Origin of the sequence: Arenimonas terrae (assembly GCF_006265115.1) — a bacterium.
GTDB classification, from domain to species: domain Bacteria; phylum Pseudomonadota; class Gammaproteobacteria; order Xanthomonadales; family Xanthomonadaceae; genus Arenimonas; species Arenimonas terrae.
Map to the genome: position 1 here is coordinate 1,688,251 of NZ_SMDR01000001.1, position 26,598 is coordinate 1,714,848.

At 71.3% G+C, this 26,598-nt stretch carries 26 protein-coding genes; 9 read left to right on the forward strand and 17 right to left on the reverse strand.

Annotation, left to right across the window (positions count from 1 at the left end; translation table 11 throughout):
* Nucleotides 1-156 precede the first annotated feature (156 nt).
* The 9 genes from E1B00_RS08045 to E1B00_RS08085 form a co-directional block, all read right to left on the reverse strand.
* Nucleotides 157-678, reverse strand: a complete 522-nt coding sequence (locus tag E1B00_RS08045; protein WP_139447373.1) for a hypothetical protein — start codon at nucleotides 676-678, stop codon at nucleotides 157-159.
* A gap of 38 nt (nucleotides 679-716) precedes the next feature.
* A complete protein-coding gene (locus E1B00_RS08050) occupies nucleotides 717-1,040 on the reverse strand; it encodes a DUF3325 domain-containing protein (RefSeq protein WP_176693165.1) in 324 nt (107 codons plus the stop codon).
* Nucleotides 1,041-1,042: 2 nt separating this feature from the next.
* A complete protein-coding gene (locus tag E1B00_RS08055) occupies nucleotides 1,043-2,572 on the reverse strand; it encodes a PepSY-associated TM helix domain-containing protein (RefSeq protein WP_139447377.1) in 1,530 nt (509 codons plus the stop codon).
* Nucleotides 2,569-2,904, reverse strand: a complete 336-nt coding sequence (locus E1B00_RS08060) for a hypothetical protein (protein ID WP_220396243.1) — start codon at nucleotides 2,902-2,904, stop codon at nucleotides 2,569-2,571. Before E1B00_RS08060 ends, E1B00_RS08055 begins: the two co-directional genes overlap by 4 nt.
* A 58-nt stretch (nucleotides 2,905-2,962) precedes the next feature.
* Nucleotides 2,963-5,101 (reverse strand): TonB-dependent siderophore receptor, encoded by a 2,139-nt coding sequence (locus E1B00_RS08065; RefSeq protein ID WP_139447379.1) that lies wholly within the window; start codon nucleotides 5,099-5,101, stop codon nucleotides 2,963-2,965.
* A gap of 138 nt (nucleotides 5,102-5,239) precedes the next feature.
* The gene (locus E1B00_RS08070; protein ID WP_139447381.1) at nucleotides 5,240-6,025 is read right to left on the reverse strand and encodes a LytR/AlgR family response regulator transcription factor; all 786 of its coding nucleotides are present in this window, start codon (nucleotides 6,023-6,025) and stop codon (nucleotides 5,240-5,242) included.
* Nucleotides 6,022-7,107 (reverse strand): sensor histidine kinase, encoded by a 1,086-nt coding sequence (locus E1B00_RS08075; RefSeq protein WP_139447383.1) that lies wholly within the window; start codon nucleotides 7,105-7,107, stop codon nucleotides 6,022-6,024. Before E1B00_RS08075 ends, E1B00_RS08070 begins: the two co-directional genes overlap by 4 nt.
* Nucleotides 7,108-7,155: 48 nt before the next feature.
* Nucleotides 7,156-8,004: a DUF2306 domain-containing protein gene (locus E1B00_RS08080; RefSeq protein ID WP_139447385.1), complete on the reverse strand. Its 849-nt coding sequence runs from the start codon at nucleotides 8,002-8,004 to the stop codon at nucleotides 7,156-7,158.
* Nucleotides 8,005-8,196: 192 nt separating this feature from the next.
* Nucleotides 8,197-8,841, reverse strand: a complete 645-nt coding sequence (locus E1B00_RS08085; RefSeq protein WP_139447387.1) for a glutathione S-transferase family protein — start codon at nucleotides 8,839-8,841, stop codon at nucleotides 8,197-8,199.
* Between the two features lie 78 nt (nucleotides 8,842-8,919).
* Between E1B00_RS08085 and E1B00_RS08090 the strand changes: the two genes are divergently transcribed.
* The 4 genes from E1B00_RS08090 to E1B00_RS08105 are packed head-to-tail and all read left to right on the forward strand — an operon-like array spanning nucleotide 8,920 to nucleotide 11,926.
* The gene (locus E1B00_RS08090; RefSeq protein WP_139447389.1) at nucleotides 8,920-9,867 is read left to right on the forward strand and encodes a helix-turn-helix transcriptional regulator; all 948 of its coding nucleotides are present in this window, start codon (nucleotides 8,920-8,922) and stop codon (nucleotides 9,865-9,867) included.
* A 30-nt stretch (nucleotides 9,868-9,897) separates the two neighbouring features.
* A complete protein-coding gene (locus E1B00_RS08095) occupies nucleotides 9,898-10,521 on the forward strand; it encodes an acyl carrier protein phosphodiesterase (protein ID WP_139447391.1) in 624 nt (207 codons plus the stop codon).
* 53 nt (nucleotides 10,522-10,574) lie between these two features.
* The gene (locus E1B00_RS08100) at nucleotides 10,575-10,904 is read left to right on the forward strand and encodes a hypothetical protein (RefSeq protein ID WP_139447393.1); all 330 of its coding nucleotides are present in this window, start codon (nucleotides 10,575-10,577) and stop codon (nucleotides 10,902-10,904) included.
* The gene (locus E1B00_RS08105) at nucleotides 10,901-11,926 is read left to right on the forward strand and encodes a hypothetical protein (protein ID WP_139447395.1); all 1,026 of its coding nucleotides are present in this window, start codon (nucleotides 10,901-10,903) and stop codon (nucleotides 11,924-11,926) included. The genes E1B00_RS08100 and E1B00_RS08105 overlap by 4 nt, the downstream gene beginning before the upstream one ends.
* Nucleotides 11,927-11,959: 33 nt before the next feature.
* Here the strand turns inward: E1B00_RS08105 and E1B00_RS08110 are convergent, their stop codons facing one another.
* A complete protein-coding gene (locus tag E1B00_RS08110) occupies nucleotides 11,960-12,505 on the reverse strand; it encodes a carboxymuconolactone decarboxylase family protein (protein ID WP_139447397.1) in 546 nt (181 codons plus the stop codon).
* Nucleotides 12,506-12,609: 104 nt separating this feature from the next.
* Here E1B00_RS08110 and E1B00_RS08115 point away from each other — a divergent pair, with 104 nt between their 5' ends.
* The gene (locus tag E1B00_RS08115; protein ID WP_139447399.1) at nucleotides 12,610-13,452 is read left to right on the forward strand and encodes an AraC family transcriptional regulator; all 843 of its coding nucleotides are present in this window, start codon (nucleotides 12,610-12,612) and stop codon (nucleotides 13,450-13,452) included.
* Between the two features lie 9 nt (nucleotides 13,453-13,461).
* On the opposite strand, the gene E1B00_RS08120 is transcribed toward E1B00_RS08115, so the two are convergent.
* The 3 genes from E1B00_RS08120 to E1B00_RS08130 form a co-directional block, all read right to left on the reverse strand.
* The gene (locus tag E1B00_RS08120) at nucleotides 13,462-13,962 is read right to left on the reverse strand and encodes a GNAT family N-acetyltransferase (protein ID WP_246048527.1); all 501 of its coding nucleotides are present in this window, start codon (nucleotides 13,960-13,962) and stop codon (nucleotides 13,462-13,464) included.
* 92 nt (nucleotides 13,963-14,054) lie between these two features.
* Nucleotides 14,055-14,936 (reverse strand): TolB family protein, encoded by an 882-nt coding sequence (locus E1B00_RS08125; protein ID WP_139447401.1) that lies wholly within the window; start codon nucleotides 14,934-14,936, stop codon nucleotides 14,055-14,057.
* Nucleotides 14,933-15,433: a RidA family protein gene (locus E1B00_RS08130; protein ID WP_220396244.1), complete on the reverse strand. Its 501-nt coding sequence runs from the start codon at nucleotides 15,431-15,433 to the stop codon at nucleotides 14,933-14,935. The genes E1B00_RS08125 and E1B00_RS08130 overlap by 4 nt, the downstream gene beginning before the upstream one ends.
* Before the next feature lie 102 nt (nucleotides 15,434-15,535).
* On the opposite strand from E1B00_RS08130, the gene E1B00_RS08135 reads away from it, so the two are divergent.
* The gene (locus tag E1B00_RS08135; RefSeq protein WP_176693166.1) at nucleotides 15,536-15,955 is read left to right on the forward strand and encodes an Lrp/AsnC family transcriptional regulator; all 420 of its coding nucleotides are present in this window, start codon (nucleotides 15,536-15,538) and stop codon (nucleotides 15,953-15,955) included.
* A 26-nt stretch (nucleotides 15,956-15,981) separates the two neighbouring features.
* The gene (locus tag E1B00_RS08140) at nucleotides 15,982-16,593 is read left to right on the forward strand and encodes a hypothetical protein (RefSeq protein WP_139447414.1); all 612 of its coding nucleotides are present in this window, start codon (nucleotides 15,982-15,984) and stop codon (nucleotides 16,591-16,593) included.
* Between the two features lie 22 nt (nucleotides 16,594-16,615).
* Here E1B00_RS08140 and mddA read toward each other — a convergent pair whose 3' ends face one another.
* The 3 genes from mddA to E1B00_RS08155 form a co-directional block, all read right to left on the reverse strand.
* Nucleotides 16,616-17,443, reverse strand: a complete 828-nt coding sequence (mddA, locus tag E1B00_RS08145; RefSeq protein WP_139447416.1) for a methanethiol S-methyltransferase — start codon at nucleotides 17,441-17,443, stop codon at nucleotides 16,616-16,618.
* Between the two features lie 119 nt (nucleotides 17,444-17,562).
* On the reverse strand, nucleotides 17,563-18,618 hold the full coding sequence (locus E1B00_RS15875) for an alpha/beta fold hydrolase (RefSeq protein WP_220396245.1): 1,056 nt from the start codon (nucleotides 18,616-18,618) through the stop codon (nucleotides 17,563-17,565).
* 11 nt (nucleotides 18,619-18,629) lie between these two features.
* A complete protein-coding gene (locus E1B00_RS08155) occupies nucleotides 18,630-19,001 on the reverse strand; it encodes a VOC family protein (protein ID WP_139447418.1) in 372 nt (123 codons plus the stop codon).
* Nucleotides 19,002-19,247: 246 nt separating this feature from the next.
* On the opposite strand from E1B00_RS08155, the gene E1B00_RS08160 reads away from it, so the two are divergent.
* Complete coding sequence (locus E1B00_RS08160; protein WP_139447421.1) at nucleotides 19,248-22,046, forward strand: M16 family metallopeptidase; 2,799 nt, start codon at nucleotides 19,248-19,250, stop codon at nucleotides 22,044-22,046.
* Between the two features lie 15 nt (nucleotides 22,047-22,061).
* On the opposite strand, the gene E1B00_RS08165 is transcribed toward E1B00_RS08160, so the two are convergent.
* Nucleotides 22,062-24,602 (reverse strand): excinuclease ABC subunit UvrA, encoded by a 2,541-nt coding sequence (locus E1B00_RS08165; RefSeq protein ID WP_139447423.1) that lies wholly within the window; start codon nucleotides 24,600-24,602, stop codon nucleotides 22,062-22,064.
* Nucleotides 24,603-24,744: 142 nt separating this feature from the next.
* Here E1B00_RS08165 and E1B00_RS08170 point away from each other — a divergent pair, with 142 nt between their 5' ends.
* On the forward strand, nucleotides 24,745-26,457 hold the full coding sequence (locus E1B00_RS08170; protein WP_139447425.1) for a DUF6438 domain-containing protein: 1,713 nt from the start codon (nucleotides 24,745-24,747) through the stop codon (nucleotides 26,455-26,457).
* Nucleotides 26,458-26,598 lie beyond the last annotated feature (141 nt).

A 26,598-nucleotide genomic window follows, 5' to 3' on the forward strand; every position in this document is an offset into this window, starting at 1 on the left:
GCGAACGTGGCGAGAAGAACCGCTGCCCCAAGAGAGCAGGCACGACGACGCAATGCAGGCATGGAAGCGGCTCCACAGGTGGACGCCGCCAGTCTAGAGGAAGCGCCACGCGGCGGCACTTGGTGCCAGCCGTGTCCGGTCCCGCCTCTCCGCCGCCTAGCGCGCCGCCTCCAGCGCCTGCAGCGCCCGTCCGTGCGCCACCACCTCGGTGATCTCGTGGGCGATGCCGGCGCGGTCGATCTCGGGTTCGGCGAGCATGCGCAGCGCGGTGAGCGGGTGCACCAGCAGGTCCTTCATCTGGTAACACAGGCCGTGGTCGCCGGCGGAGGCGATCTTCGGCAGCGCGGCGTCGTGGTGGTAGTCGCGCTCGATCCGCGCCAGGCTCAGCGTCGGCCAGGTTTCGCGCAGCGGCAGCGCGGCGGCGAGGTAGTCGCGGCAGACCGGATGCCGCGCCGAGAAGGCGGGCACGAGTTCGGCCGCGCGTTCGGCCAGGGCGGTCAGCGCCGGCTGCTGGGCGGCGGGCGCAGCGCCCTGCTCGAACGCCGTGACGATGGCCTGCGCCTGCGTGACGTAGGCCTCGAAGCCGGCGGGCAGCGCGGCCTCGTCGGCGGCCTGCAGCGGGGCGCAGGCCACCAGGGCCAGCGCGGCGAAACGTCGGGAACGGATCTTTTTGGACATGGGGCACTCCGGAAGGACGACGGGAAACGTGACGGGGTTCACACGCTCGGCGCCAGCCACGACAGCGCCAGGATCACGAGGGACAGCACGACCGCCGCGCGCAGACGCCGCCGCGGCCAGCGCGCCAGCACCAGCACCCAGGCGATCGCGCACAGCATCAGCATCGCGGCCCAGTAGACGAGGCCGAATTCCCAGCCCCAGCCTGCGACGAACACCGCGGGACTGAGCGCGAGCTGCAGCCCGCCGGCGAGACGCCGCGCGCGCAGTCGCTGCGGCGGCACGGCGATGCCGGCATGCCGCGGCAGGCCCAGGCTCAGATTGACCCAGGCCCAGAGGATCAGGCCGCTTCCGAGCGCGAACATGCTCAGGCCTCCTGCGCTTGCGCGTCGAGGACGGCGGCCTTTGCGCCGGCCGGCTGTCGCCACGCCAGCCAGGCGAAGGCGGCGGCGAAGGCGAACGCTGCAATGTCCACCGCGGCCAGCGCCCATTCGCCGCGCGGCAGGGTTTCCAGCAGGTGGCTGCGCGGTGTCGTGGCCAGGTTCACCAGCGGCAGGGCCAGGAGCGCGACCGCCGTGGCGGCGAACAGGTCTCGCCAGCCGCGGCCGGCCCGCGTGCGCCAGGCGCCCCAGGCGGCCGCGATGATCCAGGCCGCGCAGAACACGAGCACTTCCGCGCCGGGGCGATCGTCCAGACCCATCGGCAGCAGCCGGTTCGCCAGCAGCATCGCCACGCAGGCCAGCGGCAGCCCGGCGACCACGCCGACGTTCAGCCCCAGCACCAGCCCATAACCCGACAGCGCACCGGCCTCGGCGATGCGGCGGGCGCGCTTGGCCACCCACACCTGCATGCCGCTGGCGATCATCACGCAGCCGGCCAGGCCGAGCAGGAAGTAGAGGCCGCGCACCAGGCTGCCGCCGAACTGCGCCATGTGCAGGCCGCCCAGGAAGCTGTAGGTCGTGTAGCCCGCACCCGGCGGCCGCGTGTGGTGCAGGAAGCGGCCATCGACGGCGTCGTAGAACACCTGCTCGAAGTTCCAGGCCACGCGCCGGCCATGGTCGCCGCCGAAGGAGATCGTGGCGCTGGCGTCGTCGGGATGGTGCACGCTGGCCCAGGTCACCGGCTGGCCCAGGCGCTGGCGCGCGTCGGCTACCAGGGCGTCGAGCGAATGCAGGCGCGCCAGGGGCTGGCCGACTTCCGGCCGCTCGAAGCTGTCGCTGGCCTCTTCGTAGAACTTGAACACGTCGCCGCCGTACGCGGCGTTGATGCCGGCGAACATGTAGTTGGCGACGAAGATCGCCACGCCGGTGTAGGCCATCAGCAGATGGAAGGGCAGGCCCAGCACGCCGGTCAGGTTGTGGCCGTCGAGCCAGGCACGCTGGCCGCCGGCGCCGGGGCGGAAGGTGAAGAAGTCCTTGAAGATGCGCCGGTGGATGATCACGCCGGCAACCAGGGCCACCAGCATCATCATGCCGGCCAGGCCGACCACGTACATGCCGGCGGTGCCGGCGTGCAGGTCGTAGTGCAGGGTGAAGAAGAAGTCGCCGCCGGCGGTGTCGGTCACGGGCTGGCCGGACTGCGGGTCCAGCACCTCCTGCACGTGGCTGCCGTCGTCGAAGTAGACATACGACGCCATCGCCCGCTCGCGCTCGCTGCCCGCGAGCACGTACCAGGCGTGCGCGTCCGGATGCGCGGCGCGCGAGCGGGCGATGGCGGCGTCGAAACGCGGCTGCTGCGGCAGCGACGTGTCGTGCAGCCAGGGCCGCATCCAGTCGTCGAGCTCCTGGTCGAAACAGGCGAGCGTGCCGCCGACAAAGATCACGAACAGCAGCCAGCCAACCACCAGGCCGGCCCAGGTGTGCAGCCAGGCCATGGACTGCAGGAAGGTGTTCTTCATGGCCGCGCCGCCTGTTCCGGGAACGCCAGGGCGAGACCCAGCAGCGCCGCGCCGACCAGCACCGGCCAGCCCCAGGCGCGCCAGGCCGAGCGCGCGCCGAACGCGTGGATCGCCGCCGCGCACCACACCGCGAACGACAGCAGGCTGGCGAACACCACGCGGTCGACCTTGCCCATCGGCAGCACCAGGGTGAGGAAGGCGGTGGCGCCGTGGGCGAGGAAATAGCCGCCGAACAGCGCGGCGCCGATGCGCGACGCCGCCTGGACGCGCGTGCGCCAGGCGGGCGTGCGGGCCCGGGTCGATTGCGTGGCGGTGGAAGGCATCGGGGTCATGCTTGCTCCGGCGGGGTCGGTGGAGGCGGCAGGCGCCGCCTCCTTGCCTGGCAGGACGTCAGAAGCGGTAGGCGATCGACAGCGAGGCGCTGCGCGGCGCGGCGTAGTAGCCCTGCTCCCAGTACAGGCTGGGCAGGTACTTCTCGTCGGTGACGTTGTCGAGGTTGAGCGTCGCGCTCCAGGCCTGCGCGAACTCGTAGCGGGCCATCAGGCCGAGCAGTGCATAGGCCTCCTGCTCGATGCGCACCGGCGTGGCGTTGCCGAGCGCGTCGTAGGCGACGGCGTCGCGGTGGATGTCGCTCTGCCACTTCAGCGTCGCGCCCAGGCTCAGGCCCGGGACCTGCGGCAGTTCGACCGCGGTGGACAGTCGCAGCAGGCGGCGCGGCACGTAGCTGCGCGCGTCCGCACCGGCCGCGTCCTCGACGTCGAGCAGGGTGTAGCCGCCGTTGAGCTGCCAGTGGTCGCCGATGCGGCCGCCGACGTCGAACTCGACGCCCTGCGAACGCGCATCCAGGCCGGCGTAGTAGGAACGGCCGGTGGCGGGATCGAAGCCGGCGTATTCGGCCAGGTTGTCCTGTTCGGTGCGGAATACCGCCGCCGAGGCGTTGAGGTCGCCGCCGAACCACTCGCCCTTCAGCCCGAGCTCGGCATTGCGGCCTTCGAGCGCGCCGACCAGGCGGTTGTCGACGTCGGTCTGGCCCTGCTGGCTGAAGATCTCGCCGTAGCTGGCGTACACCGAATAGGTGTCGCCGAGGTCGAGCACGGCGCCGGCGAACGGGGTGGTGCGGCTTTCGTCCACGGTGTTCTGTTCGCCGTAACTGTAGCCGCGGGTGTCGACGCGGGTGTGGTTGGCGCCGGTGATGAGCTTGAAGTGGTCGGCCAGGTTCCAGCGCACGGTCGCGTACAGGCTTTCGCGGCCGTAGTCGTAGGCGGCGCCGTCGGAATAGGCGTCGAAGGACGGCTTGGGGTAGTTGCCGTCGAACTGGTCGAGCGACGGCAGCGGCGTGCCGACGTCGTTGCCGTACCAGGAGATCTCGGTGTTCTCGCCGCGGGCCCAGTTGGCGCCGACCACCACGTCGTGCGCGCGGCCGCCGATGGACACGCGGCCGCTGGCATAGACGTCGGCGAAACGCGCCTTGAAGCGGCCCTCGTAGTCCGACGGGTAGGCGAACAGGCCCAGGCCGGTGTCCGGGTCGGGCGTGCCGTAGACGTAGAACAGCTGGCTGTCTTCCTGCTTGTCCTCGAAGTTGTAGGCCGCCTTCAGGGTCCAGTCGCCGCCGAGGGCGTGGCTGAGTTCGACGAAGGCGCGGGTGTCATCGGTGTACCAGTGCGACCAGTCGGCGGCGGTGCTGGTGGAGACGTCGTAGTCGGTCGGCGTGCCGTCGGTATGGAACAGCGGCAGCGCGCCCCAGAGCACGCCCTCGGGTCGGTTGCGCTGGTGCGAGGCGCCGACCGCGATCGTGGTGGCCTCGCCCAGGTCGGCTTCGATCACGCCGTAGTAGACCTGCTTCTCGCGCGAATAGCGGTCGAGGTAGCTGTCGCCATCCTGCCAGGCCGCGACCACGCGGCCGCGCACGCGGCCGTCGGCGGTGATCGGCGTGGCGTAGTCCAGGTCGACGCGGGCGTTGTCCCAGCTCGCCAGGGTCACCCGCGCACTGCCCTCGCGGTCCGGGCCCGGGCGCTTGCGCACGAAGTTGATCGTCGCCGAGGGATTGCCGGTCGAGGACATCAGGCCATTGGCGCCGCGCAGGATCTCGATGCGCTCGTACAGCGCGGTGTCGATGTCGCCGTTCTGGATGCCGTAGGGCAGCGGCAGGCCCAGGCCGTCGCGCTGGAAGTTGGTGATGTCGAAGCCGCGCGCGGTGTAGTAGTTGCGGTCGCTCTCGACCTGCTCGACGTTGATGCCGGTCGCCAGCCCCAGCACCTGGTTGATGCTGTTGAGGCCGAAGTGGTCCATCTGCTCGCGGGTCACCACGCTGATCGACTGCGGCGTCTCGCGCGCGCTCAGTTCCAGGCGGGTCGGGCCGGTGCTGGGCACGGCCGCGTAGCCGTCCGGGCGCTGGCCGATCACTTCGACGGTGTCGAGTTCGGCGATGGCGCCGCCGGGCGATTCAACGGACTGGGCGCGGGCGGACAGGCTGGCCAGGGCGGCCAGCAGGCAGGCCGGAAGCACGGCCATGCGGACGGAAGCAGACATGCAGGGTTCCTTGAATGACAAAGCGGGAACCAGGCGTGGCGTCTGCTGGGCCTGTGATGGCGCACATTCTAGATGCGAGCCGTTCGCATTTGCAAGTCATTCGCATCTTGGCGGGCCGAACCGGTCCGCCCCGGCCCGCTACATCTGCCTGAAGTGATGCAGATAGCTGCGGCTGACCGGCAGCACCTCGGGGCGCCCCTTCAGGTGCAGGCTGGCGGTTTCGTTGTCGCCGCGCACGACCTGGCCGACCGCGCGCAGGTTCACCACCACCGAGCGATGCACCTGCACGAACTGCGCCGGATCGAGCTGCGTGACGAGCTCCTTCAGCGGCGTACGGATCAGGGCCTCCCCCGGCCGGCCTTCGTCGCCGCGGCAGGCGATGCGCGTGTATTTCTCGTCCGAGCGCAGGTAGTCGATCTCGTCCACCGGCACCAGGCGCACGGTGGCGCCGACCGAGGCGCGGATCCAGCGCAGCGGTGCGGGCGCCGGGTCGCGGCGCAGGCGCGCGGCCAGCGCGTCGAGCAGGGCCTCGGTGTCGGGCAGCGGACGGGCGGCGCGCAGCCGCTCCTGCAGCCGCGCCACGGTGTCGGCCAGGCGCGCGGGTTCGACCGGCTTGACCAGGTAGTCGAGCGCGCCGTGCTCGAAGGCCTGCAGCGCGTACTGGTCGAAGGCGGTGACGAAGACCAGCTGGGCGCGGCGGCCGATCGCCCGCGCGGCGTCGACACCGCTCAGGCCGGGCATCTGCACGTCCAGGAAACACACGTCCGGCTGCTGCGCCTCGAACATCGCGACCGCCTCGCGGCCGTTGCGCGCCTGCGCCACCACCTCGAGTTCCGGCCACGCCGCCGCCAGCAGGCGCAGCAGGGACTTGCGCAGCAGCGGCTCATCGTCGGCGATCAGGGCCGTGGGGCGCGCGGAGCTCATGTCCCACTCCGGCGCGCGGGAAAATCCATGGCCGCAGTCACGCCCTGCGGCCGCAGCGGCGAAAGCTGCAGGCGGGCGTCGCCGTCGAAGGCGAGCCGAAGGCGTTCGCGCAGGTTGGCCAGGCCGGTGCCCAGGCCGTCGCCGCCATCGCGCAGGCCGACGCCGGTATCAGTCACGTCCGCCTGGCAGCGGCCGTCGCGCAGGCGCAGGCGCACCTCGATGCGACCGCCCTCCTCGCTCGGGTCGATGCCGTGGCGCACCGCGTTCTCCACCAGGGTCAGCAGCGCCATCGGCGGACAGTCCATCGGCAGCGCGGCGTCGTCGACCTGCAGCGCGTACTGAAGCCGGTCGGGAATGCGCATGTGCATCACCTCCAGGTAGGCACGCACCCGTTCGATTTCCTGCGCGACGGTGGTGGTCGGCGCATGCAGGCGCGGCACGGCGGCGCGCAGGTAGGCGATCAGGCTTCCCAGCACCGTCGAGGCCTGCGGCGACCGCGCGTCCACCAGCTCGCGCACGTTGGCCAGGGTGTTGAACAGGAAATGCGGCTCGACCTGGGCCTGCAGCAGCCGCAGGCGCGCATCGGCCTCGCGGCGGGCGAACTCGCTGCGCTCGAGTTCGAAGGCCAGGGCCTGGCGCTGCGCCGCGCCGGTGATCTGGCCGATCAGCGCCGCGACGGCGATCCACGGCGCCAGCAACAGGCTGAGCACGACCATCATCAGGTAACCCTGGAGCCGGCCGTCGACGTCGCGGTACCAGGGCAGCGCGTCGCCGATCGTGGTCAGGAAGTAGACCCCCGCCACCACGAACGGCACCGCCGCCGCGACCATCGCCACCTGCAGCGCCCAGCGCGCCAGCCATGACGGCAGGCGCCGCGGCCAGCGCTCGAACAGCGAGAACACGCCCAGCAGGCCGACCGCGACCAGCACCAGCCGCAGGATCAGCACGGCCCAGGACGCGCGCCAGCCGGGCAGCAGCAGCAGGCTCAGCACCAGGCACAGGACCAGCAGCGGCCGCAGCCGCGACCAGCCCGGCAGGCGGGCCAGGCCACGCGGCGCGGCAGCGGGTGCGGGGGTCGACATGCCGGAACGATAGCAGCCGGCCCGTCGCGGACGGCAGGCCCCGCCGGCTCAGAGTCTCGGCAGCCAGAGGATCAGCGAGGCGGCGAAGATGCCGGTCGCGGTGACTCCCGTCGCCAGCGCCAGCAGCGCCGCCACGGTCCAGCGCGCCGCCGGTCCGCCGCTGTCGCGGGCCCGCAGGTACAGCTCCAGGATGGCGAGCGGCAGCAGGGTCTGGGCGAAACTCAGGAAGACCAGGAAGGGCCCGGTGAAGGTTTCCGGGTCGAAGCCCACCGGCCCCTGGTTCACCAGCAGCCAGAAGGTCAGGCCGATGCGGAAGAACCAGACGCCCGACGCCGCCACGAACAGCCGCAGCGCCCAGCGCCGGTGCCGGTCGATGCGTCGGGCCAGCGCATGCCGCAGCGCCATCGCCGCACAGCCCAGCACCACCGCGGCGTTGAGCAGGATGCCGAACTGCATCACGCGCAGCCCGCCGTCGCGCGCCAGCACCATGTACAGGCCGGCCAGCACCACCGCGACCACCGTCGCCAGATAGATCCGGCCATTCCAGCGATGGAATCGCGGCCAGCGCCGCCGGATCGCCGGCACCAGCTGCAGGGTGCCGGCTGCCGTCACCACCAGCGCGAGCAGGATGTGCAGCATCACCATCAGGTTGCCCAGCGTGTCGCCGGGCGTGTGGCCTTCCGGCAGCACCTGGTTCCAGTCCCGCATGCGGCCCGCCAGCAGACTGCGGCCGTAGAAACCGGCGATGTAGACCACGAACAGCCATTGCCCCAGCGCCGCAACCGTGAACCAGGCCGCGGCGGCGGCCGAAAGGGTCGTGCCGGCGCGATCGACCCGGCGCGCCGGAAGCTCGAGCCTCGGCAACGACGCGACGGGCCGATCTTCGTAAGCACTCATGTCCGGACTCCCCGTGGATGTGGGGCGAGTCTGGCGACGCGCGGCGCACGCGTGAACGGGCTTGCGACGGGCCACGGCCGCGGGCGACGGGCGGCGCCCGGGCGCGACAGGGGACGCCGGCGGATGGTCTGACTCACCGCCGCGCGCGCCGCGTTGGCCGCCGCCGCATCCGTCGCGGCGGCGGCAGCCGGATCAGCCGGCCGCGGACGCCGCCGACAGTTCGGCCATCAGGGCCGCGTCCTTCTCGCCGGCGCGCACGAAGGCCGGAAGGGCGCTGGCCCGCTCGATGTAGCCGGTGATCGCCGGCAGCTTCGGCACGATGCCGAAGCCCGTGGTCCAGCGCAGCGCCGTGCCCCAGAGCACGTCGGCGGCGGTGAACCGTTCGCCCAGCAGCCAGGGGCCGCGCGCGAGCTGGGTCGCCACCATGTCGATCACGGTGTCGTAGTCGCGGTAGGGCGCGGCGCTGGGCACCACGGGCTCGCGCTTGTAGGCGTGGTCCACCAGGGCCGGCTCGAAGCAGGCGCCGTAGAACGCCAGCCAGCGCAGGTAGGGACCGCGCAGCGGATCGTCGAGTGCGGGCGCCAGCTTGCCGGCCGAGAAGCGGTCGGCCAGGTAGATGGTGATCGCGACCTGTTCGGTGACCACCGCGCCGTCGTGCACGAGGGTCGGCAGCTTGCCCAGCGGGTTGATGGCCAGGAATTCCGGTGTGCGGTTCTGGCCGCTGGCGAAGTCGATGGGCACCACCGCGTAGTCCACGCCCAGCGCCTCGAGCAGCACGCGGGCGCCGGCGGAGCGGGACTGCGGGTTGTGGTACAGCGTCAGGGCGGGTACGGACATGGCGGAACCTCGGCGTTGGATGTGGATATAAAGGTATCGGCAATTGCGGACAGATTCAGTCCTCGATAGGCTGGCGCCGTGTTGTCCACCTCCGCCCGCCTGCTGCGCCTGGCCAGCCTGCTGCAATCGCGGCGGCACTGGCCCGGACAGGCCCTGGCCGGGGAACTCGGCGTGGACGCCCGCACCGTACGCCGCGACGTCGATCGCCTGCGTGAACTCGGTTATCCGGTCGAGGCCTCGTCCGGCGTCGGCGGCGGCTACGGCCTGGGCCGCGGCGCCGACCTGCCGCCGCTGGTGCTCGACGACGAAGAGGCGGTGGCGCTGGCGATCGCGCTGCGCGCCGCCAGCGCGAACGTCGGCGGCATCGAATCCACCGCCCTGCGCCTGCTCGCCAAGCTCGACCAGCTGATGCCCACGCGGCTGCGCCGCCGCGCCACCGCCCTGCACGCGGTCACGCTGTCGCTGCGCACCGGCCCGCCCCTGGTCGACGCCTCGCTGCTGAGCGAACTCGCGATGGCCTGCCGAGACAGCCGCCGCCTGCGCTTCCGCTACCGCAACCATCCGGGCGAGAAGAGCCAGCGCGAGGTCGAACCGCTGCGCCTGGCCAACTACGGCCGCCGCTGGTACCTGATCGCCTGGGACCCGTCGCGCGAGGACTGGCGAAGCTTCCGCGTCGACCGTTTCGAAGGCGCGCCGAGCGTGGGCGAGGCCTTCGTGCCGCGACCGCCGCCGCCCGATGTCGCCGCCAAGCTCGAGCGCGGCATCGCCTATGCGCCCTTCACCTGCCGGGTCACGCTGCGGCTCGCCGGCACGGTGTCCGAACTCGAGTCGGTGATTCCGGTGTGGTGCGGCCTGCTCGAACCCGAGACCGACACCCACAGCCTGCTGCGCGTCGGCGCGGATTCACCCGAGGCGCTGGTGGCGCAGATACTGATGATCGGACGCGAGGTGACCCTCGTCGAAGGCCAGGACCTGGTGCCCGCGGTGCGACAGGTGCTGGCGCGCCTGGGCACGCTGTTCGGCTGAGGTTCGCCCACGCCGCGTAGACTGGCGCCGATGAACTTCCTCGCGCACCTCTACCTGGCCAGGCACAGCGACGACGCCATGCTGGGCGCGCTGCTGGGCGATTTCGTCGGCACGACGGGCCTGGACCGCTTCCGCCCGGAAGTGCAGCGCGAGATCCTGCTGCACCGGAAGATCGACAGCTACACCGACCGCCATCCGGACGTGCTGGCGTCGAAGTCCCTGTTCCCCGAAGGCCGCCGCCGCTACGCCGGCATCCTGCTCGACGTCTATTTCGACCACCTGCTGGCGCGCGACTGGCCGCGCCATTGCGACGTTCCGCTGGACGACTTCACCGGCCACTTCTACGCCGTGCTGCAGGCGCAGCCCGACCTGCCCGAAAGCCTGCAGCGCATCGTTCCCAGCTTCGTGCGCCACGACTGGCTGGGCAGCTACCGCGATCGCGACCAGATCGACCATGCCGTGCGCCGCATCGCCACGCGCCTGTCGCGCAACGGCGAAAAGCTCGTGCAGTGCCTGCCGGTCCTGCGCGAGCACGAGGCCGCGGTGGTGCGACGCTTCGAGGATTTTTTCCCGCAGCTGGAGCAGTACGTCGTCGATACACGCAGCTCGCTTCTCCGGGACGCAGGCACTGCTCCGGAAGCAAGGCCACTTTGACGACAGCAGGAGCTCGGCTACCCTTCGGGGACACAACGCCAGGGGAGCGCCGCATGACCGCCGATGGCCCGCAGCACGAGCTCACGGTCGACGAGATCAAGATGCAGTACATCAAGCCGGTGTTCGGGGCCGATTGCGGCCCCTTCGGCGCGAAGGTCCTTTATTTCCGCAACGTCCATCCGCGCATCGCGATCCGGATCACCGTACGCCACCACTGGATATACAACGGCGAGCAGCGCGAAGAGATCCAGGAGCATGTGCTGCCCTCGAACCCGAACGCGGGCCCCGGCGTGTCGCCACTCGACACCCGCATGGGCTGCCCGATCCCGGGCCCGACGGGACAACGCTTCCATTGGGACGTCACGGACGCGCGCCCCGCATGACGCTGGACGCCCCGCGGGTACGCTGGCCCCGCCCGCTCCTTCCCAGGACGTCGTTCTTCGAGGAGGCGTCCCTGCAGCGCATCTTCCAGATCGCGGACTTCGGCGGCCTGGTGTCCATCAACCGCCCCAGGCCCGAACACATCTCGGCTTCTACCGGCGCCGACGGCGGAGCGGTGGAACGGCTGCGCGGTCTGCTCGGCGGTCAGCACCGACACGGTTCGACGGCGGAAATAGGCGAACGTTTCGATTGGTACGAACGTGGCAAGGCGCCGTTCATCGCGCTGCTCGGCCACGGATCGCCGGGCGGCTTCGAAACGGGCGACGGCCCGCGTCTGTGGAGCTCGGCACGGCAGGTGCACTTTGGCAACCGCCACGACTGGGAACCGCACCTCTCGCGCCTTTCCCGTTTCAGGGGCGGCTTTTCCACCGCCGAACGCAACACGTTCAAGTATTCGGGCGCCCTGTTGCTGCTGTCGTGTTCCGTGGCCCAGGGCATGCTCGGCGCTTCGCTGATGGCACAGCTGTCGCAGGTGAGCAACCGCATCGTGTTCGCCTATACCGGCCTGGTATCGCTGACCGGAACCCGCATCCATCTGGAGAAGGGCCACCGCTGGGTCCGTCAGGATCCCGGGCAGGCGCCGGCACCGCCGCCGGCCAGAAAGCGGATGGATGAGCCGCGCCTGGACGCGGTGGCTGCGCAAGTTTTCCCCGACGGAATGTCCCTGGAGGACGTGGCAGAGGTGTCGGTGGCCCTGGGCCACGAAGGCGCGGCGGCTCGGGACATCCCGCCCGAGGACATCCGATGGTTTCTGCCCGCCCTGTTCCATTCGTCGCCCTTCAGCGACGAGGGCGAAGCCCTGGCCCGCGCCACGCATCGGGTCGTCGTGCGCTACCGCAGCCAGCCGCCGCTGAAGGTGACGGTGTTCGCGGGCGCACTGGCGACCACCGACGCCGGCGCCTGCTTCAAGACGCACGAGGCCTTCATCGACCTGGTCGCCGATCGTCTTCCCGGAATCGCCTGACCGGGCGGCGCGAGGCCGCCCGGTGGGCATCGATCACGCCGCCTTGCGCAGCTTCACGCCGGGGAAATCGACCGGCACTTCGAAGGCCACGTTGACGTAGTTGGTGAACAGGTTCAGCGCCACGTGCGCCAGGATCTCGACGATGGCCTCGTCGCTGAAACCGACCTCGCGCAGCGCGTTGACGTCGGACTCGCTGACGTTGGCGCGGTTCTCGACCACCTTCAGCGCGAAGGTGAGCGCGGCGGCGGTCTGCGGGTCGGCGCTGCGGCCGGCCTGGGCTTCGGTCATTTCGTCGGCGGTGGCGCCGGCCTTCTTGCCCAGCATCGTGTGCGCGGCCAGGCAGTAGTGGCAGGCGTTGCGGTCGGCGACGGCGACGGCGATCTGCTCGCCGAGCTTGGCCGACAGCACGCCGCCGCCCAGGGCGCCGAAGCTGCCCCACAGCGAGGCCAGCGCGGCCGGCGAATTGGCCACCGCGCGGAACATGTTCGGGGTGGCGCCGAAGGCCCCGTGGATCTGCGCCAGCAGCGGCTGGCTGGCGGCGGGGGCGGTGGCGGCGGTCGGAAGCGGAAGACGGGACATGGCGGAACTCCTGGAAGTGAGCGCGGATTGCGCCCGATCAGAATCGGGCCTAGGCTCGGCGCCAGGGTGACGAATCGTCCCCATTTCATAACGGATCGTCCGATATGGCCGTCGACCGCCTGCAGGGCCTGCTCCAGCGTTTTTCCGTCAGCGCGCGCATCTTCCACAGCGGGCCGCTGTGCGGCATCAACGTGTTCGAGGACAACGGCCAGGGCCAGCTGCACCTGGTGCGGCGCGGGCCGGTGGAAGTGCGGCATGCCGGCGAAGTGCACCACGTCACCGTGCCCAGCCTGCTGTTCTATCCGCGGCCGTTGAGCCACCGCTTCATCTCCGACGAGCGCACCGGCGCCGACATGGCCTGCGCCAACCTCGACTTCGGCGGCGTGGCCTCGGCGCGCGTGGGCGGCGGCAATCCGATCAGCCGCGCCCTGCCGGCCTTCACCTGCCTGCCGCTGGCCGAGCTGCGCGGCGCCGAAGCGGTGCTGGAGCTGCTGTTCGACGAAGCCTTCGCCCAGCGCTGCGGGCGGCTCGCCGTGGTGGACCGTCTGTTCGACGTGGTGCTGATCCTGCTGCTGCGGCACCTGCTCGACAGCGGCCACATCACCGACGGGCCGCTGGCCGGGCTGGGCCATCCGCAGCTGGCCAAGGCGCTGGTGGCGATGCACGACGAACCCGCCAGACCCTGGACGCTGGATTCGCTGGCCGCGATGGCAGGCATGTCGCGCAGCCGCTTCGCCGAAGTGTTCGCGCAGGTCGTCGGCCAGCCGCCGGCCGGCTATCTGTCGGGTTATCGCATCGCGCTGGCGCGCGACGCCCTGCAGCGCGGCGACCGACTCGAACGCATCGCCGAACAGGTGGGTTACGGCAGCGCCGCGGCGCTGTCGCGGGCGTTCACCGCCGACACCGGGCTGTCGCCGCGGGCCTGGCTGCAGCAGCAGTCGGCCTGAGACGGGGGATCAGCCGGGCACCGGCGCCGCCTGCAGCGACACCTGCTTCTTTCCGCCGTCGAGCCACTGGCGCCCGACTTCGGCAAAACCCCAGCGCGCGTGGAATCGCGCCGAGGCCTCGTTCGGCGGCACCAGGTTGAACTCGCAGGTCACCACCGCCGCGCCCTGCGCGCGGGCGTGTTCAAACACGTCGCGATACAGCTGCGAACCCAGCCCGCGGCCGTTGAACGCGGCGTCCACCACCACGCGGTCGACGTAGAGGAAACGCGGATAACGCGCCGCGAACCAGTCGAAGTTCGGATTCGGATAGTCGGCGCCGTCGCGGAAGGCCAGCAGGAACGCCGCGACCTCGCCGTCCACGCAGGCGACGCGGTGGTAACCGGCGCGCTCGTGCAGCCACTGCAGGCGCGCGGCGTCCATGGCGCTGGTGTGCTGCACCTCGGCATCGTTGAGCGCGAGAATGCGCGGGAAGTCGGTTTCGGTGGCGTCGCGCAACAGGACGTCGGACATGGGCGGCTCGGCGGCGGGGTCGGTGGAGCTTAGCTGCGGCGCCCCGCGCCGCGGCAGCGCAGGCGCGGGACGCTGTGGTGCCTGCATGCGCCCTAGTTTGCGCCGGGGCAGCGCGGAGGCCAGCCCGGTTCGGCGCCGGGGCGAAGCTCGACGAGCATCAGCTCGCCGGAGCGACCGGGTTCGGCCTGTGCGAACAGCAGGCGGTCGGCGTGCGGCGACAGCAGCGGGCCGACCTGGAAGACGTCGGCGCGCGCGGGCACGCGGCCGGTTTCGCGCCAGGCGCCCGCGCCCCGTTCGAAACGGTAGAGGTGCGAACGGTCGCCGCGGTCGGCAACCACCACCAGGTGGCGGCCGTCGGCGGAAATGTCCGCCTCGTATTCGCTGTGCGCGCTGTTGACCGGCGGGCCGAGGTTGCGCACCGTCCACTCGCCGTCGGCGCCGGCACGCGCTTCGTAGATGTCGGTGCCGCCATGGCCGCCCGCGCGGTCGGAGCCGAACACGAGGCGGCCGTCGGCCGTGGCGCGCGGCAGCAGCTCCGAGGCCGGCGAATTCACCGGTTCGGGCAGGCGCTCGGGGGCGCCCCACCCGCCGTCGTCCCGGCGCTCGACGCGCCAGATGTCGAAGTCCTCGTCGCCGGCCGCGGTGTTCTGCCGGGTCGAGATGAACCACAGCGTGCGGCCATCGGGCGCGACCTGTGGATCGCCGTCGAACACCGGCAGCGGCCGGGCGAAGGGCGGCGGCACCGGCGCCGACCAGCCGTCGGGACCGCAGTGCGAAACGTACAGGCTGTAGCGCGCGAAGCCGGGGTCGCTGCGCATGAAGTAGAGCTCGCGGCCGTCGGCGGAGAAGGTCGGCGTGGCCTCGTAGTCGGCCGTGGACAGCGCCGGCGGCGTCCACACCTGCGGCTCGGCCAAGGTCTCGGCTCCGGCCGCGAGCAGGGCGCCACCGATGCCGAGGGCCATGACCGCGATCATGGCGCCGCTCCCGGCTCCGGCCGCGTCACCGCCGCCACCACCTCGATCTCGAGCAGCCAGGCGGGATCGTAGATGCCGGCGATCACCACGGTCAGCGCCGGGCGGCGTTCGCCCAGCACTTCGCGGCGGATGGCGGAGTTGCGCGCCGCGTGCTCGCGGCTGCCCAGATAGGTAGTCACCTTGATGACGTCGTCCAGGCCCAGGCCCGCCGCCGCCAGCTGGTGCTGCACGTTCGCCCAGACCAGGCGGCACTGCGCGTCGAAATCGGCCGGCACCGCACCGGCGCGGTCGACGGGAATCTGGCCGCTGACATAGACCAGCGACTGCACGCCGTCCACGCGCACGGCCTGGGAATAGCCGCCCTGCGCGGAGGGCGCCTGTGCGGACTCGATCGATCGGAAGCTCGTGGCCATGGCGGATCCAGGCAGGGCGATCGCCAGCAGCAGCGCGCACAGCGGCTTGGCGACATGGGTTCGGGATGGCAGATTGGCGGTCATGCCGGTGCGCGCGTCGGGTTTGCCCGATTATTCCGAAGCCGCGGAACCGGCCGCAACGCGCAATGCGTCGGTGCCGCCGACGTTTTGCCGGCCCGGAGCCCCATGGACGCCATCAACCGCCGCATCCTCGAACTGCTCGACCGCGACGCCCGCGTTCCGCTCAAGACCATCGCCGCGGACGTGGGCCTGGCGCGCAGTTCGGTCAGCGAACGCATCGCGCGCATGGAGGCCAGCGGCGTGATCCGCGGCTACCGCGTCGAGCTCGCGCCCGAGGCGATGCCCGCCGCGGTCGAGGCCTATCTGCTGATGAAGCTGGCGCGCACGCCGGACCCCGGCATGGTCCAGGCCGTGTGTGAACAGGCGGCCGTGGTGAGCTGCTGCTCGGTCGGCGGCGAGACCGACCTGATCGTGCACGTGCGCGTCGCCGACACCGCGGCATTGAATGCGCTGCGCGACCGGTTCGCGGCCGACCCGCGGGTGCGCGCGCTGACCACCCACCTCATCCTCAAGCACGACCGCTGACCGCCGCTCCCGCCCAGGAATCCGCCATGACCGACGACACCGCACCGCGCCCCACCCCGCCGCCCGCCGAAGACAAACCCTTCCTCGGCGGCCGCGGCTTCGACCTGCTGATGGGCCTGGGCGTGCTGCTGATCTCGGCGATCTCGCTGTGGGTCGCGGTCAGCGCCAACCGCACCCAGGAGAAGATGCTGGCGGCCAGCGTCTGGCCCAGCCTGCAGTTCGGCACCAGCAACACCTCCACCGACGGCGAACCGCAGATCGCGCTGGACCTGCTCAACCGCGGCATCGGCCCGGCGCGCGTCCGCTGGGCCGAGCTCAGCCACGACGGCCGCCCCGTGCACAACCTGCGCGAGCTGCTGGCCGCCTGCTGCGGCTACAAGGGCGAGAGCCCGGGCTTCACCAGCGGCCTGCGCCAGCGCGTGCTGGGCGCGGACGAATGGATCCAGCTGGTGCGCATCCCGCGCGCGGCCATCGACGACAGCCTGTGGGAATCGCTCGACGGTGCGCGTCACAAGATGCGGTTGCGCGCCTGCTACTGCTCGGTGCTCGACGACTGCTGGCTGCTCGACAGCCGCAAGGACGAGGCCGAAGCCGTGGCCCGCTGCCCCGCGGCGCCCGAGGTGCTGTGGGGCAGCTGAGGCCGGACAGTGGGCCGGTCGACTAGCGCGACGGATCCGCGGCGGCCGTCGGCGCTGTGTCGCGCGCTTCGTCGAAAGGCCGCGCCAGTCCGGGCACCAGCATCGGCACCTGCTTGCGGTAGCTGACGTAACGCTCGCCGAGCTCGCGCACCAGGTCGCGCTCTTCGAGCTGGATGGCGATCAGGATGTACACCGTCAGCGCGCCGGCGAACAGCGCGTGGCCGATGCTCATCGTCGGCCCGCCCCACAGCGCCAGCAGGAAGCCCAGGTACAGCGGGTGGCGCACCAGGCGGTAGATGAGGGGCGTCACGAATTTGTGCGGCGTCGGCAAGCGGCCGGTGAACTGCTGCCAGACCTGGCGCAGGCCGAACAGGTCGAAGTGGTCGATCAGGAAGGTCGACAGCAGCACCAGCCCGAATCCACCGGCGAACACGATCCAGCCGAAGGCCTGCGCCGCCGTCGACGATGCCGACCACAGCAGCTCCGGCAGCGGCCGCCACTGCCAGAACAGCAGCATCAGCACCATGCTCGCCAGCAGCACGTACACGCTGCGTTCGGCCGACGCCGGCAGATGCCGCTTCAGCCAGGTCTTGAAACCCAGCCGCGCCATCACGCTGTGCTGCAGGCCGAACACCGCGACCAGCCCGAGGTTGATCAGCACCGCCGGCAGCAGGGCCGTGGGCGCGCCGCCGATGTCCACCGAATGCGGCACCAGCGCCGGCAGCACGGGGATCAGATCCGCCAGGCCGGTGGCCTGCAGGTTGCCGGTGAAGGCGACCAGGTAAAGGAAGGTGGCGAAGAACACGCCGTAGGTGAGCAGGCCGAACAGCAGGATGGCGGTACGTTTCATGGCGCGGGCTCGGGGGGAAGGACACGAGCCACGCTACGCCGCCGCCGCACCCGGACCATGGGCCAAGCGCCCCGCCATGCGGCCAGATCGCGCCAATCCCGGGACGTTTGTCCCGGTTGTTAAGCCCCGGCCTCGGCGCGGCCGCGCACGATCGCCTGGGCACGCGTGCTCACGCCCAGCTTCCGGTAGACGTGGCTGAGGTGGTTGCGCACGGTCTTTTCGCTGATGAACAGGCGCCGGCCGATGTCGGCATTGCCCAGGCCCTGGCCGAGCAGCTTCAGGATCTCGCGCTCCCGCGGGCTGAGCTCGAGTTCGCCGGGTGCGGGTTTTTCGCCGGGCACGACGCCGACGAAGTCGAGCACCGCCTGCTGGAACACCGCCCAGGCCGGCTCGTGTTCCAGCAGCACGTGGTTGCGCGATTCCAGTTCGACGAATTCGGCGCCGGGGATCCGCGCCGCCAGCGTGCGGCCTTCGGCGAAGGGCACTACTTCGTCGTGGCGCGCGTGCAGCACCAGGGTCGGCACGCGCACCTGCGGCAGCAGCGCGGTGATGTCGGCGTGCGCGCGCACCGACAGCAGGCGCACGGCCATCTCGGGTTGCACGGTGTTGCGGCACAGGTCGTTGTACCAGTCCACCTGCTCGTGCGTGCCGCCGGGCAGGAAACGCTGGGTGAAGGCTTGGCGGAACACCGGGTTGTCGCTGCCCCAGCCCAGCCGAACCATTTCCGACACCGCGCGGTAGTGGTCCGCCGCATGGCCGTCGCGCTTCGCCCAGCCGCGTGCGTAACCGCCGTAAAGGATCAGGTGCGACACGCGCTCGGGATGTTCGATCGCATAGCGGATGGCCGCCACCGAGCCCTGCGAGATGCCCAGCAGCACCAGCGGCGGCCGCACCTTCGCGGCGTCGATCACGCATTCCAGGTCGCCCAGCCAGTGCGCTTCGGAGACATCGGCCACCTCGCGGTCGGACAGCCCGCAGCCGCGCTCGTCGAAACGCAGCAGGTCGAAGTGCCGCGACAGGAACAGCAGCCAGTGCCGCCACACCGGGCTGGTGACGTCGTCGCGCAGGTGCGTCAGCCAGTTCGCCGCCTTGACCATCGTCGGCCCGCGCCCGGTGCGCGTCCACGCCAGGTGCACGCCGTCGGGGGTCTGGACGAGGTGGATGGGTTGGCGCATCGCGCGGCCGCTCAGCGGTGCTGGTCCACCAGCACCGGATTGCCGTCCGGGTCCACGACGATCAGGTGGCCGCGGCCGTTGGTGGATTCGTCGAATTCCTTGACGGGCGTGATGCCCTTGGCCTTGAGCTGGCGCTGGATCTCGCGCACGTCGGTGTACGGGTCGACGTTCTGGCCGTTGTTGTCCCAGCCCGGGTTGAAGCACAGCATGTTCTTTTCGAACATGCCCTGGAACAGCCCGACCACCGCGTCGCCGTTCTTCAGGATCATCCAGCCGTGCTGGGACTGGTCGTGGAAGGCGGTGAAGCCCAGCGCCTCGTAGAACGCGCGCGAGGCGTGGATATCCTTCACGGCGAGGCTGACGGAGAAGTTGCCGAGGTCCATGGGGCGGCTCCGATGTGCGGGCAGACATGCTAGCGCAGGTGGGAAATGACCGGGGTCTTCCGCTGGGCTGCCTACCTCCCGCACGGGTCTGACCCGGCCTCCGGGTCCATCGCCGCGAAATGCGCGCCCACCCGGCGCCGGTACGCCTGGCTGCCGACGGCACCCCGCCCCCGCCGTGACATCCGGCACTGCCTCCAGGCCCGGGGTTTGTTAGGGTTCGGGCACTCAGCCCGGGGAGAAAACCGCATGCGCCATGCCGCCTTGTTCGTCGCCGTCTGCCTGGCGTTCGCGCCATCCGCCCATTCCGCCGAGACGGCCGCGGCCGCGCCCGCGTCGGAACTGGCGCGCAGCATCACCATCCCGTACGAAGCCTTCACGCTCGACAACGGCCTGCGCGTGGTCGTGCACACCGACCGCAAGGCGCCGGTGGTGGCCGTGCAGGCCTGGTACAACGTCGGCAGCAAGGACGAGCCCAAGGGCAAGACCGGTTTCGCGCACCTGTTCGAGCACATCGGCCTGTTCAACCCCACCGAGAACCTGCCCGGCGGCCTGATGGTGCCGCTGCGCGACATCGGCGCCACCGACTGGAACGGCACCACCTGGTTCGACCGCACCAACTTCTTCCAGACCGTGCCCACCAGCGCGCTGGAGCAGGCGCTGTACATGGAAAGCGACCGCATGGGCCACCTGCTGGGCGCGCTGAACCAGGAGCGCCTGGACAACCAGCGCGGCGTCGTGCAGAACGAAAAGCGCCAGGGCGACAACCAGCCCTACGGCATGGTCGAGTACGCGCAGCTGGAAACGCTGTTCCCGGAAGGCCACCCGTACCGGCATTCGACCATCGGCTCGATGGCCGACCTCGACGCCGCGACGCTGGAAGACCTGCGCCAGTGGCACCGCGACAACTACGGCCCGAACAACGCGGTGCTGTCGCTGGCCGGCGACATCGACGTGGCCACCGCGCGGCGCCTGGTGGAAAAATACTTCGGCCACATCCCGCGCGGCGCGGCCAACGAACCGGCCGCGGCCGACATCCCGACCCTGCCAAAGCGCGTCGACCTGACCCTGCACGACCGCGTGCCCGCCACCCGCCTGTACCGCACCTGGGTGGTGCCGGGCACGCTGGACGACCAGACCGCCGAACTGGACATCGCCGCCACCGTGCTCGGCGGCCTGAACAGCTCGCGCCTGGACGAGGCGCTGGTGCGTCGCGAACAGGTGGCGGTGGCGGTCACCACCAGCTACCTGCCCTTCCACCGCCTGGGCCTGTTCGAAGTGACGGTGGATGTGAAGCCCGGCCAGGATCCGGAGGCGGTCGGGCGCCGGCTCGACGCGCTGATCGCCGACTACGTGGCCAAGGGCCCGACCGCCGACGAAGTGGCGCGCGCGACCACGTCGTGGCTGGCCTCCTTCATCCGCGCCATCGAACCGACCGGCGGCTTCGGCGGCAAGTCGGTGATCCTGGCCGAGGGCGCGCTGTATGCCGGCGACCCCGGCTACTACCCGCGCACCGTCACCGCCGACTACGCCGCGGCCACGCCGGCCTCGGTGCGCAAGACGCTGCAGGCCTGGCTGTCGCGCCCGGTGCTCGCCATCACGGTCGCGCCCGGCGAGCGCGAAGCCTATGAAGAAGCCGTGGCCGAACGCCCCGCGCCGGCGCCGGTCGCGCCGCTGGCGATCACCCCGCGCGAGAAGATGCCCGGCGTCGGCACCATGAAGCCACTGGATTTCCCCGACGTCGAACGCGCACGCCTGGGCAACGGCCTGGAGGTGGTGTACGCGCGCTCGACCGCGGTGCCGATGACCCAGGTCGCGGTCGAGTTCGACGCCGGCGTGGCCGCCGACCCCGCCGATGCGCTGGGCACGCAGCGCCTGCTGCTGTCGCTGCTCGACCAGGGCACCGCCACGCGCGACGCCACCGCCATCGCCGAAACCAGCGAACGCCTCGGCGCGACGCTGACCACCCAGGCCAGCCTGGACCGCACCGCGGTGCTGCTGGGCATCGTCAGCCCGAACCTGGCGCCGGGCCTGGACCTGCTGGCCGACGTGGTGCGCCGCCCGGCCTTCAACGAAGCCGACCTGGAGCGCGTGCGCGCCCAGCAGCTGGCGGCGATCGACCAGGAACGCAGCTCGCCCAACGGCATCGGCCTGCGCGCCCTGCCCGGCCTGCTGTACGGCAAGGCGCATCCCTATGGCCGCCCGTTCTCGGGCCTGGGCCGGCCGGAGGCGGTGACGGCGCTGGACCGCGACGACCTGGTCGCCTTCCACCAGCGCTGGCTGCGCCCGGACAACGCGCGCATCTTCGTCGTCTCCGACCGGCCGCTGGCGGAACTGCAGCCGCTGCTGGAGGCGCGCTTCGGCGACTGGCAGGCGCCGGAAGCCGCCAAGGGCCGCAAGGATTTCAGCGCCGACATCCCGGCGCCGCAGCCGCGCATCGTGCTGATCGACCGGCCGCAATCGCCGCAGTCGCTGATCCTGGGCGCGGTGGTGCTGCCGGTGAGCGGCAAGGACGACCTGGTGGCCTTCAACGCCGCCAACGAAGTGATCGGCAACGGCTTCCTGTCGCGCATCAACCAGGACATCCGCGAGACGCGCGGCTGGTCCTACGGCCTCAACGGCCGCGTCAGCCTGGCCGAACAGCGCTCGCCCTACATCATCAGCGCACCGGTGCAGGCCAACCGCACCGGCGAGTCGGTGCAGGTGCTTATCGACCAGTACGCGGCCTTCCTGGGCGACAAGGGCGTCACCGCCGCCGAACGCGAACGCACGATCAACGGCAGCGTGCGCTCCCTGCCCGGCGGTTTCGAGACTTCGGCGGCGGTGCTGAACGCGCTGCGCGGCAACGCGCTGTACGGCCGCCCGGACACCTACTGGGAAACCCTGGGCCCGAAGTACGAAGCCCTGAGCGCCGCCGACATGGACGCCGCCGCCCGCCGCATCATCCGCGACGAGGACCTGGTGTGGGTGGTGGTGGGCGACGCCGCGAGCGTGAAGCCGCAGCTGGAGAAGCTGGGCATGACGGTCGAGGTCCGCGCGGCGGAGTAAGCGCGCCGGGCGGGATCAGGCCAGCGCGCGGCGCAGGTAGGGCGCCGTGCGGCTGGTCTTCGACGCGGCGACCCGCTGCGGCGTGCCGGTGGCGACGATGCGGCCGCCGGCCGCACCGGCGCCGGGCCCGAGGTCGATGACCCAGTCGCTGGCCGCGACCAGGGACAGGTCGTGTTCGACCAGGATCACCGTGTTGCCCGCGTCCACCAGGCGCTGCAGCTGGGCCAGCAGGCGCTCGACGTCGGCCGGATGCAGGCCGGTGGTGGGTTCGTCGAGCACGTATACCGTGCCCGCGCGCTGCACGCGCTGCAGTTCGGTGGCCAGCTTGATGCGCTGCGCTTCGCCGCCGGAGATCTCGGTGGCCGGCTGGCCCAGGCGCAGATAGCCCAGGCCGACTTCGCGCAGCACGTCGAGCGGATGGCGCACGGCCGGCTCGTCCTTGAAGAAGTCCGCGGCCTCGTCGACCGTCAGCCGCAGCACCTCGGCGATGTTGCGGCCCCGCCAGCGCACCGCCAGCGTGTCGGGGTTGTAACGCGCGCCGCCGCAGTCCGGGCAGGGCGCATAGGCGCTGGGCATGAACAGCAGCTCGACCGATACGAAACCTTCTCCGGCGCAGGTCGGGCAGCGGCCCTTGGCGACGTTGAACGAGAATCGGCCGGCGTCGTACTTGCGGGACTTCGCCAGCGGTGTCGCCGCAAAGAGTTTTCGCACCGGGTCGAACAGGCCGGTGTAGGTGGCCAGGTTGGAGCGCGGCGTGCGGCCGATGGGTTTCTGGTCCACCTGCACCAGCCGCGTCACCGCGTCCAGGCCTTCGCTGACATGGCCGGCGGTGAGGCCGCCCGCGGCGTCCTCGTGCAGCAGCTCGTCGGCTTCTTCGGGCGGCGGCGGCTCGTGGCCCAGGTGCGCGGACAGCAGGTCGACCAGCGCCTGTGTCACCAGGGTGGATTTGCCCGAACCCGAGACGCCGGTGACCGCGGTCAGCACGCCGAGCGGGAAATCCACGTCCACGCCGTGCAGGTTGTTGCGGTACACGCCGGCCAGCTTCAGCCAGCCGGCGGGTTTGCGCGGCGCGCGCGGTGCGGCGCGCGGAGCTTCGAGGAATTCGCGGGTGCGCGAACCGGCCACCGCATGCAGGCCCTTGGCCGGCCCGCTGTAGACGATGCGGCCGCCCTGTTCGCCCGCGCCGGGGCCGACATCCACGATCCAGTCGGCGCGGCGGATCACGTCGATCTCGTGTTCGACCACGAACACCGAGTTGCCGGCCGCGCGCAGCTGCACCAGCGCGTCGAGCAGGGCCTCGGTGTCGGCGGGGTGCAGGCCGGCCGACGGCTCGTCGAGCACGTACACCACGCCGAAGAGTTTGGAGCGCAGCTGGGTGGCCAGGCGCAGGCGCTGCAGTTCGCCCGGCGACAGCGTCGGCGTGCTGCGGTCCAGCGACAGATAGCCCAGGCCCAGGCCTTCGATGGCGGCGATGCGGTGCAGCACGTCGCCGGCCAGGCGTTCGGCGGCCAGCGCCTGCTCCGGGTGGTCCTTGCGGCGCTTGCGCGCGGCCGGGCCATCGAGCGCGCCGCGCAGTTTCTCTGCCACGTCGTGCAGCGGCAGCGCCGACAGTTCGGCGATGTCGAGCCCGGCGAAGGTGACCGACAGCGCCTCGCGCCGCAGGCGCTTGCCATGGCATTCCGGGCAGGCACTGCCGAGCAGGAAACGCGACACGCGCTTCTTCATCATCGCGCTGCCGGTGCTGGCATAGGTGTGCAGCACGTAGCGGCGGGCGCTGGTGTAGGTGCCCATGTAGGCGGGCTCGGTCTTGCGCTTGAGCGCGGTGCGGGTCTCGGCCGGGGTGAAACCCGGGTACACCGGCACCACCGGCTGCTCGTCGGTGAACAGGATCCAGTCGCGCTGCTTCTTCGGCAGCTTCTTCCACGGGATGTCGACGTCGTAGCCCAGCGTGACCAGGATGTCGCGCAGGTTCTGGCCATGCCAGGCCGGCGGCCAGGCGGCGATGGCGCGCTCGCGGATGCTCAGCGAGGGGTCGGGCACCAGCGAGGCCTCGCTGACCTCGAGCACGCGACCCAGGCCATGGCAGGTCGGGCAGGCGCCGGCCGGCGTGTTCGGCGAAAAGCCGTCGGCGTAGATGACGCCCTGCCCCTTCGGGTAGTCGCCGGCGCGCGAGTACAGCATGCGCAGCGAGTTCGACACCGTGGTGACGCTGCCGACCGAGGAGCGCGTGCTGGGCGTGCCGCGCTGCTGCTGCAGGGCCACGGCCGGCGGCAGGCCGTCGATGGCGTCCACTTCGGGCGGCGCCTGCTGCTCGATCAGCCGCCGCGCGTACGGCGCGACCGAATCCAGGTAGCGCCGCTGCGCCTCCGCATACAGCGTGCCGAAGGCCAGCGAGGACTTGCCCGAGCCCGACACCCCGGTGAACACCACCAGCGCATCGCGCGGGATGGCGACGTCGAGGTCCTTGAGGTTGTTGTGGCGGGCGCCGCGGACGTGGACATAGCCCGCCCCTTCAGCCGGTCCGACGGATTGTTTGCGGGGGCGGGGCTTGGCCATGCGGGCATTGTGCCTGCCGGCGCCGCCGCCATGGCCTCCGCCGCCTGAACAGGCCCGCCCCGACGCGGCCACGTGCGTTCGATGCTGGCGTTGCCGCGCTTCTTCGGCGAGCATCGGGGCGAGCAGAGCGGAGCCACTGGCCATGCCGCGTTTCCCGAACATCGCCGCGGCATGCTGGCTGGCGGTGGCCCTGCCCGCAGTGGCCGCCGACCTTCCGTCCTGCGCCGACACCAAAGTGAAGCTTCCGGAGGCCGATCGACAGACCACCGACGACCACCGGCTGTTCGAACGGCCGGTGGTGGACTACCCCGCGGGAACGGATCCCGCGTTGGTCGACGACTACCTCGCGCTGTCGGTCGGCGTGGACGCCTCGGGACGCCCCACCTGCGTTGGCGGCCTGGCGTCGGAGGAAGGACTGCCGAAAATCAGGGCCCAGCTGGCCGCCGCCGTGCCCGGCTGGCGCTACCGGCCCTTCGAACGCGAGGGGCGCGCCGTTGCCATGCAAGTGCAGCAGCCGATCGACGTGCAGATCCTTCCGGGCCGCGTGGTCGAGGTGCCCCCGGTGCGCGCCGAAGACACCAGCGTGACCCTGGTGCGCGTCGGCTGCTTCTGGCAATGCGCCGAATACGCGATCACCGTGCGCGGCGACGGATGGGTGGGCTATCGCGGCCTGCGCCACGTCGCCGTCCCGGACGACCGCGCCTGGAAGCTGCCCGCGGCCGAGGTCGCGCCGCTGCTGGCGCTGGCCCGCGACCCCGGGCTGTGGGCCGCGGAAGACGACTACCGCGCGCAGGTGCACGACGCCGAGACGATCATGGTCCGCGTCGACGCCGGCGGCCGGCGCAAGCAGAGCCTCGTCTACCCCGCCTCGCACCCCGCCGCCCCCATCGCCCTGCGGCGCCTGGCCGAGGCGATCGTGCAGCGCACCGGCGTGCACCGCTGGGTGTATTTGTCCGACGACACGATCGACGTGCTGCAGAAGGAAGGCTTCGACTTCGCCTCGCCCGCCGGCCGCGACCTGCTGGTGCGGTCGTTCCACCACCGTCACCGCCTGGACGAAGCGGCGATCCTGCGCCTGCTCGAACTGGGCGCCTCCGCCGAAACCGCCGCCTCGCCCGAACCCTGGACGGTGCTGGACATCGCCCTGCGCGAGCGGCGCGCGGCCCTGGTCGAGCCGCTGATCGCGCACGGCGTGCTGATGACCGACGGGCGACCGGACCAGGGCAAGATCGACGCCGCCTTCCGCGCCGCCATCCAGGGCGGCCGCCTGGCGCCCGTGCAGCGACTCTGGCGCATCGCCGGCGTGCAGTCGAATCCCGCGCTGACCTACCCCGACCCGAACGAGGAAGGACCCTCACCCCGACGAGCGTTGCCGGTGACGCTGCTGCTGGAGCGGGACCTCGTCGACAAGGCCTGGGAAGGCTTCGCAATCGCCCGCTGGCTCGACGGCCAGGGTGCCGACCTGTCGGCCCTTTCCTCCCGAGGCACCGGCCTGCTGTCGATCGCCGCCCACGCGGACGACCCGGAATTCATGCGCTACCTGCTGGCCCGCGGCCTGGACCCGGCGTCGCTGGGCGAACGCGAGTTCATGCGGTTCAGCGTGCGGCATGGGGAGGATCTGGCGCTGCAGATGCTGGACGCGCAGCTGGCGCACAGGCCGCGTGGCTGGGAGCTGCCTTCGGACTTTCTTGAAGTGGCCGAGCTGCAGGGCTGGCCCCGGGTGATTGCGTGGCTTGAGGCGCATCCCGAAGTAGCGGTGCGGGCGCCGCGGAAGCCTTGCCCGCGGGCAGCACAGGTGGCGAGCAAGTCCGAGTCGCCGACATCTGCCGCATCCCGTTGCGGTGCCGATTCCTGATACGGCGCAGACCAGACACTCAAGCGCCCGATCAGTGTGTGGCCTCGGCTGTCCGCTCGATGCCGCCCACCAGGTAGATGGTGTCGGCGTCATTCCACTTCAGGAAGCCCAGCAGGAAGGCCGCCTTGCAGCCGGACGTGC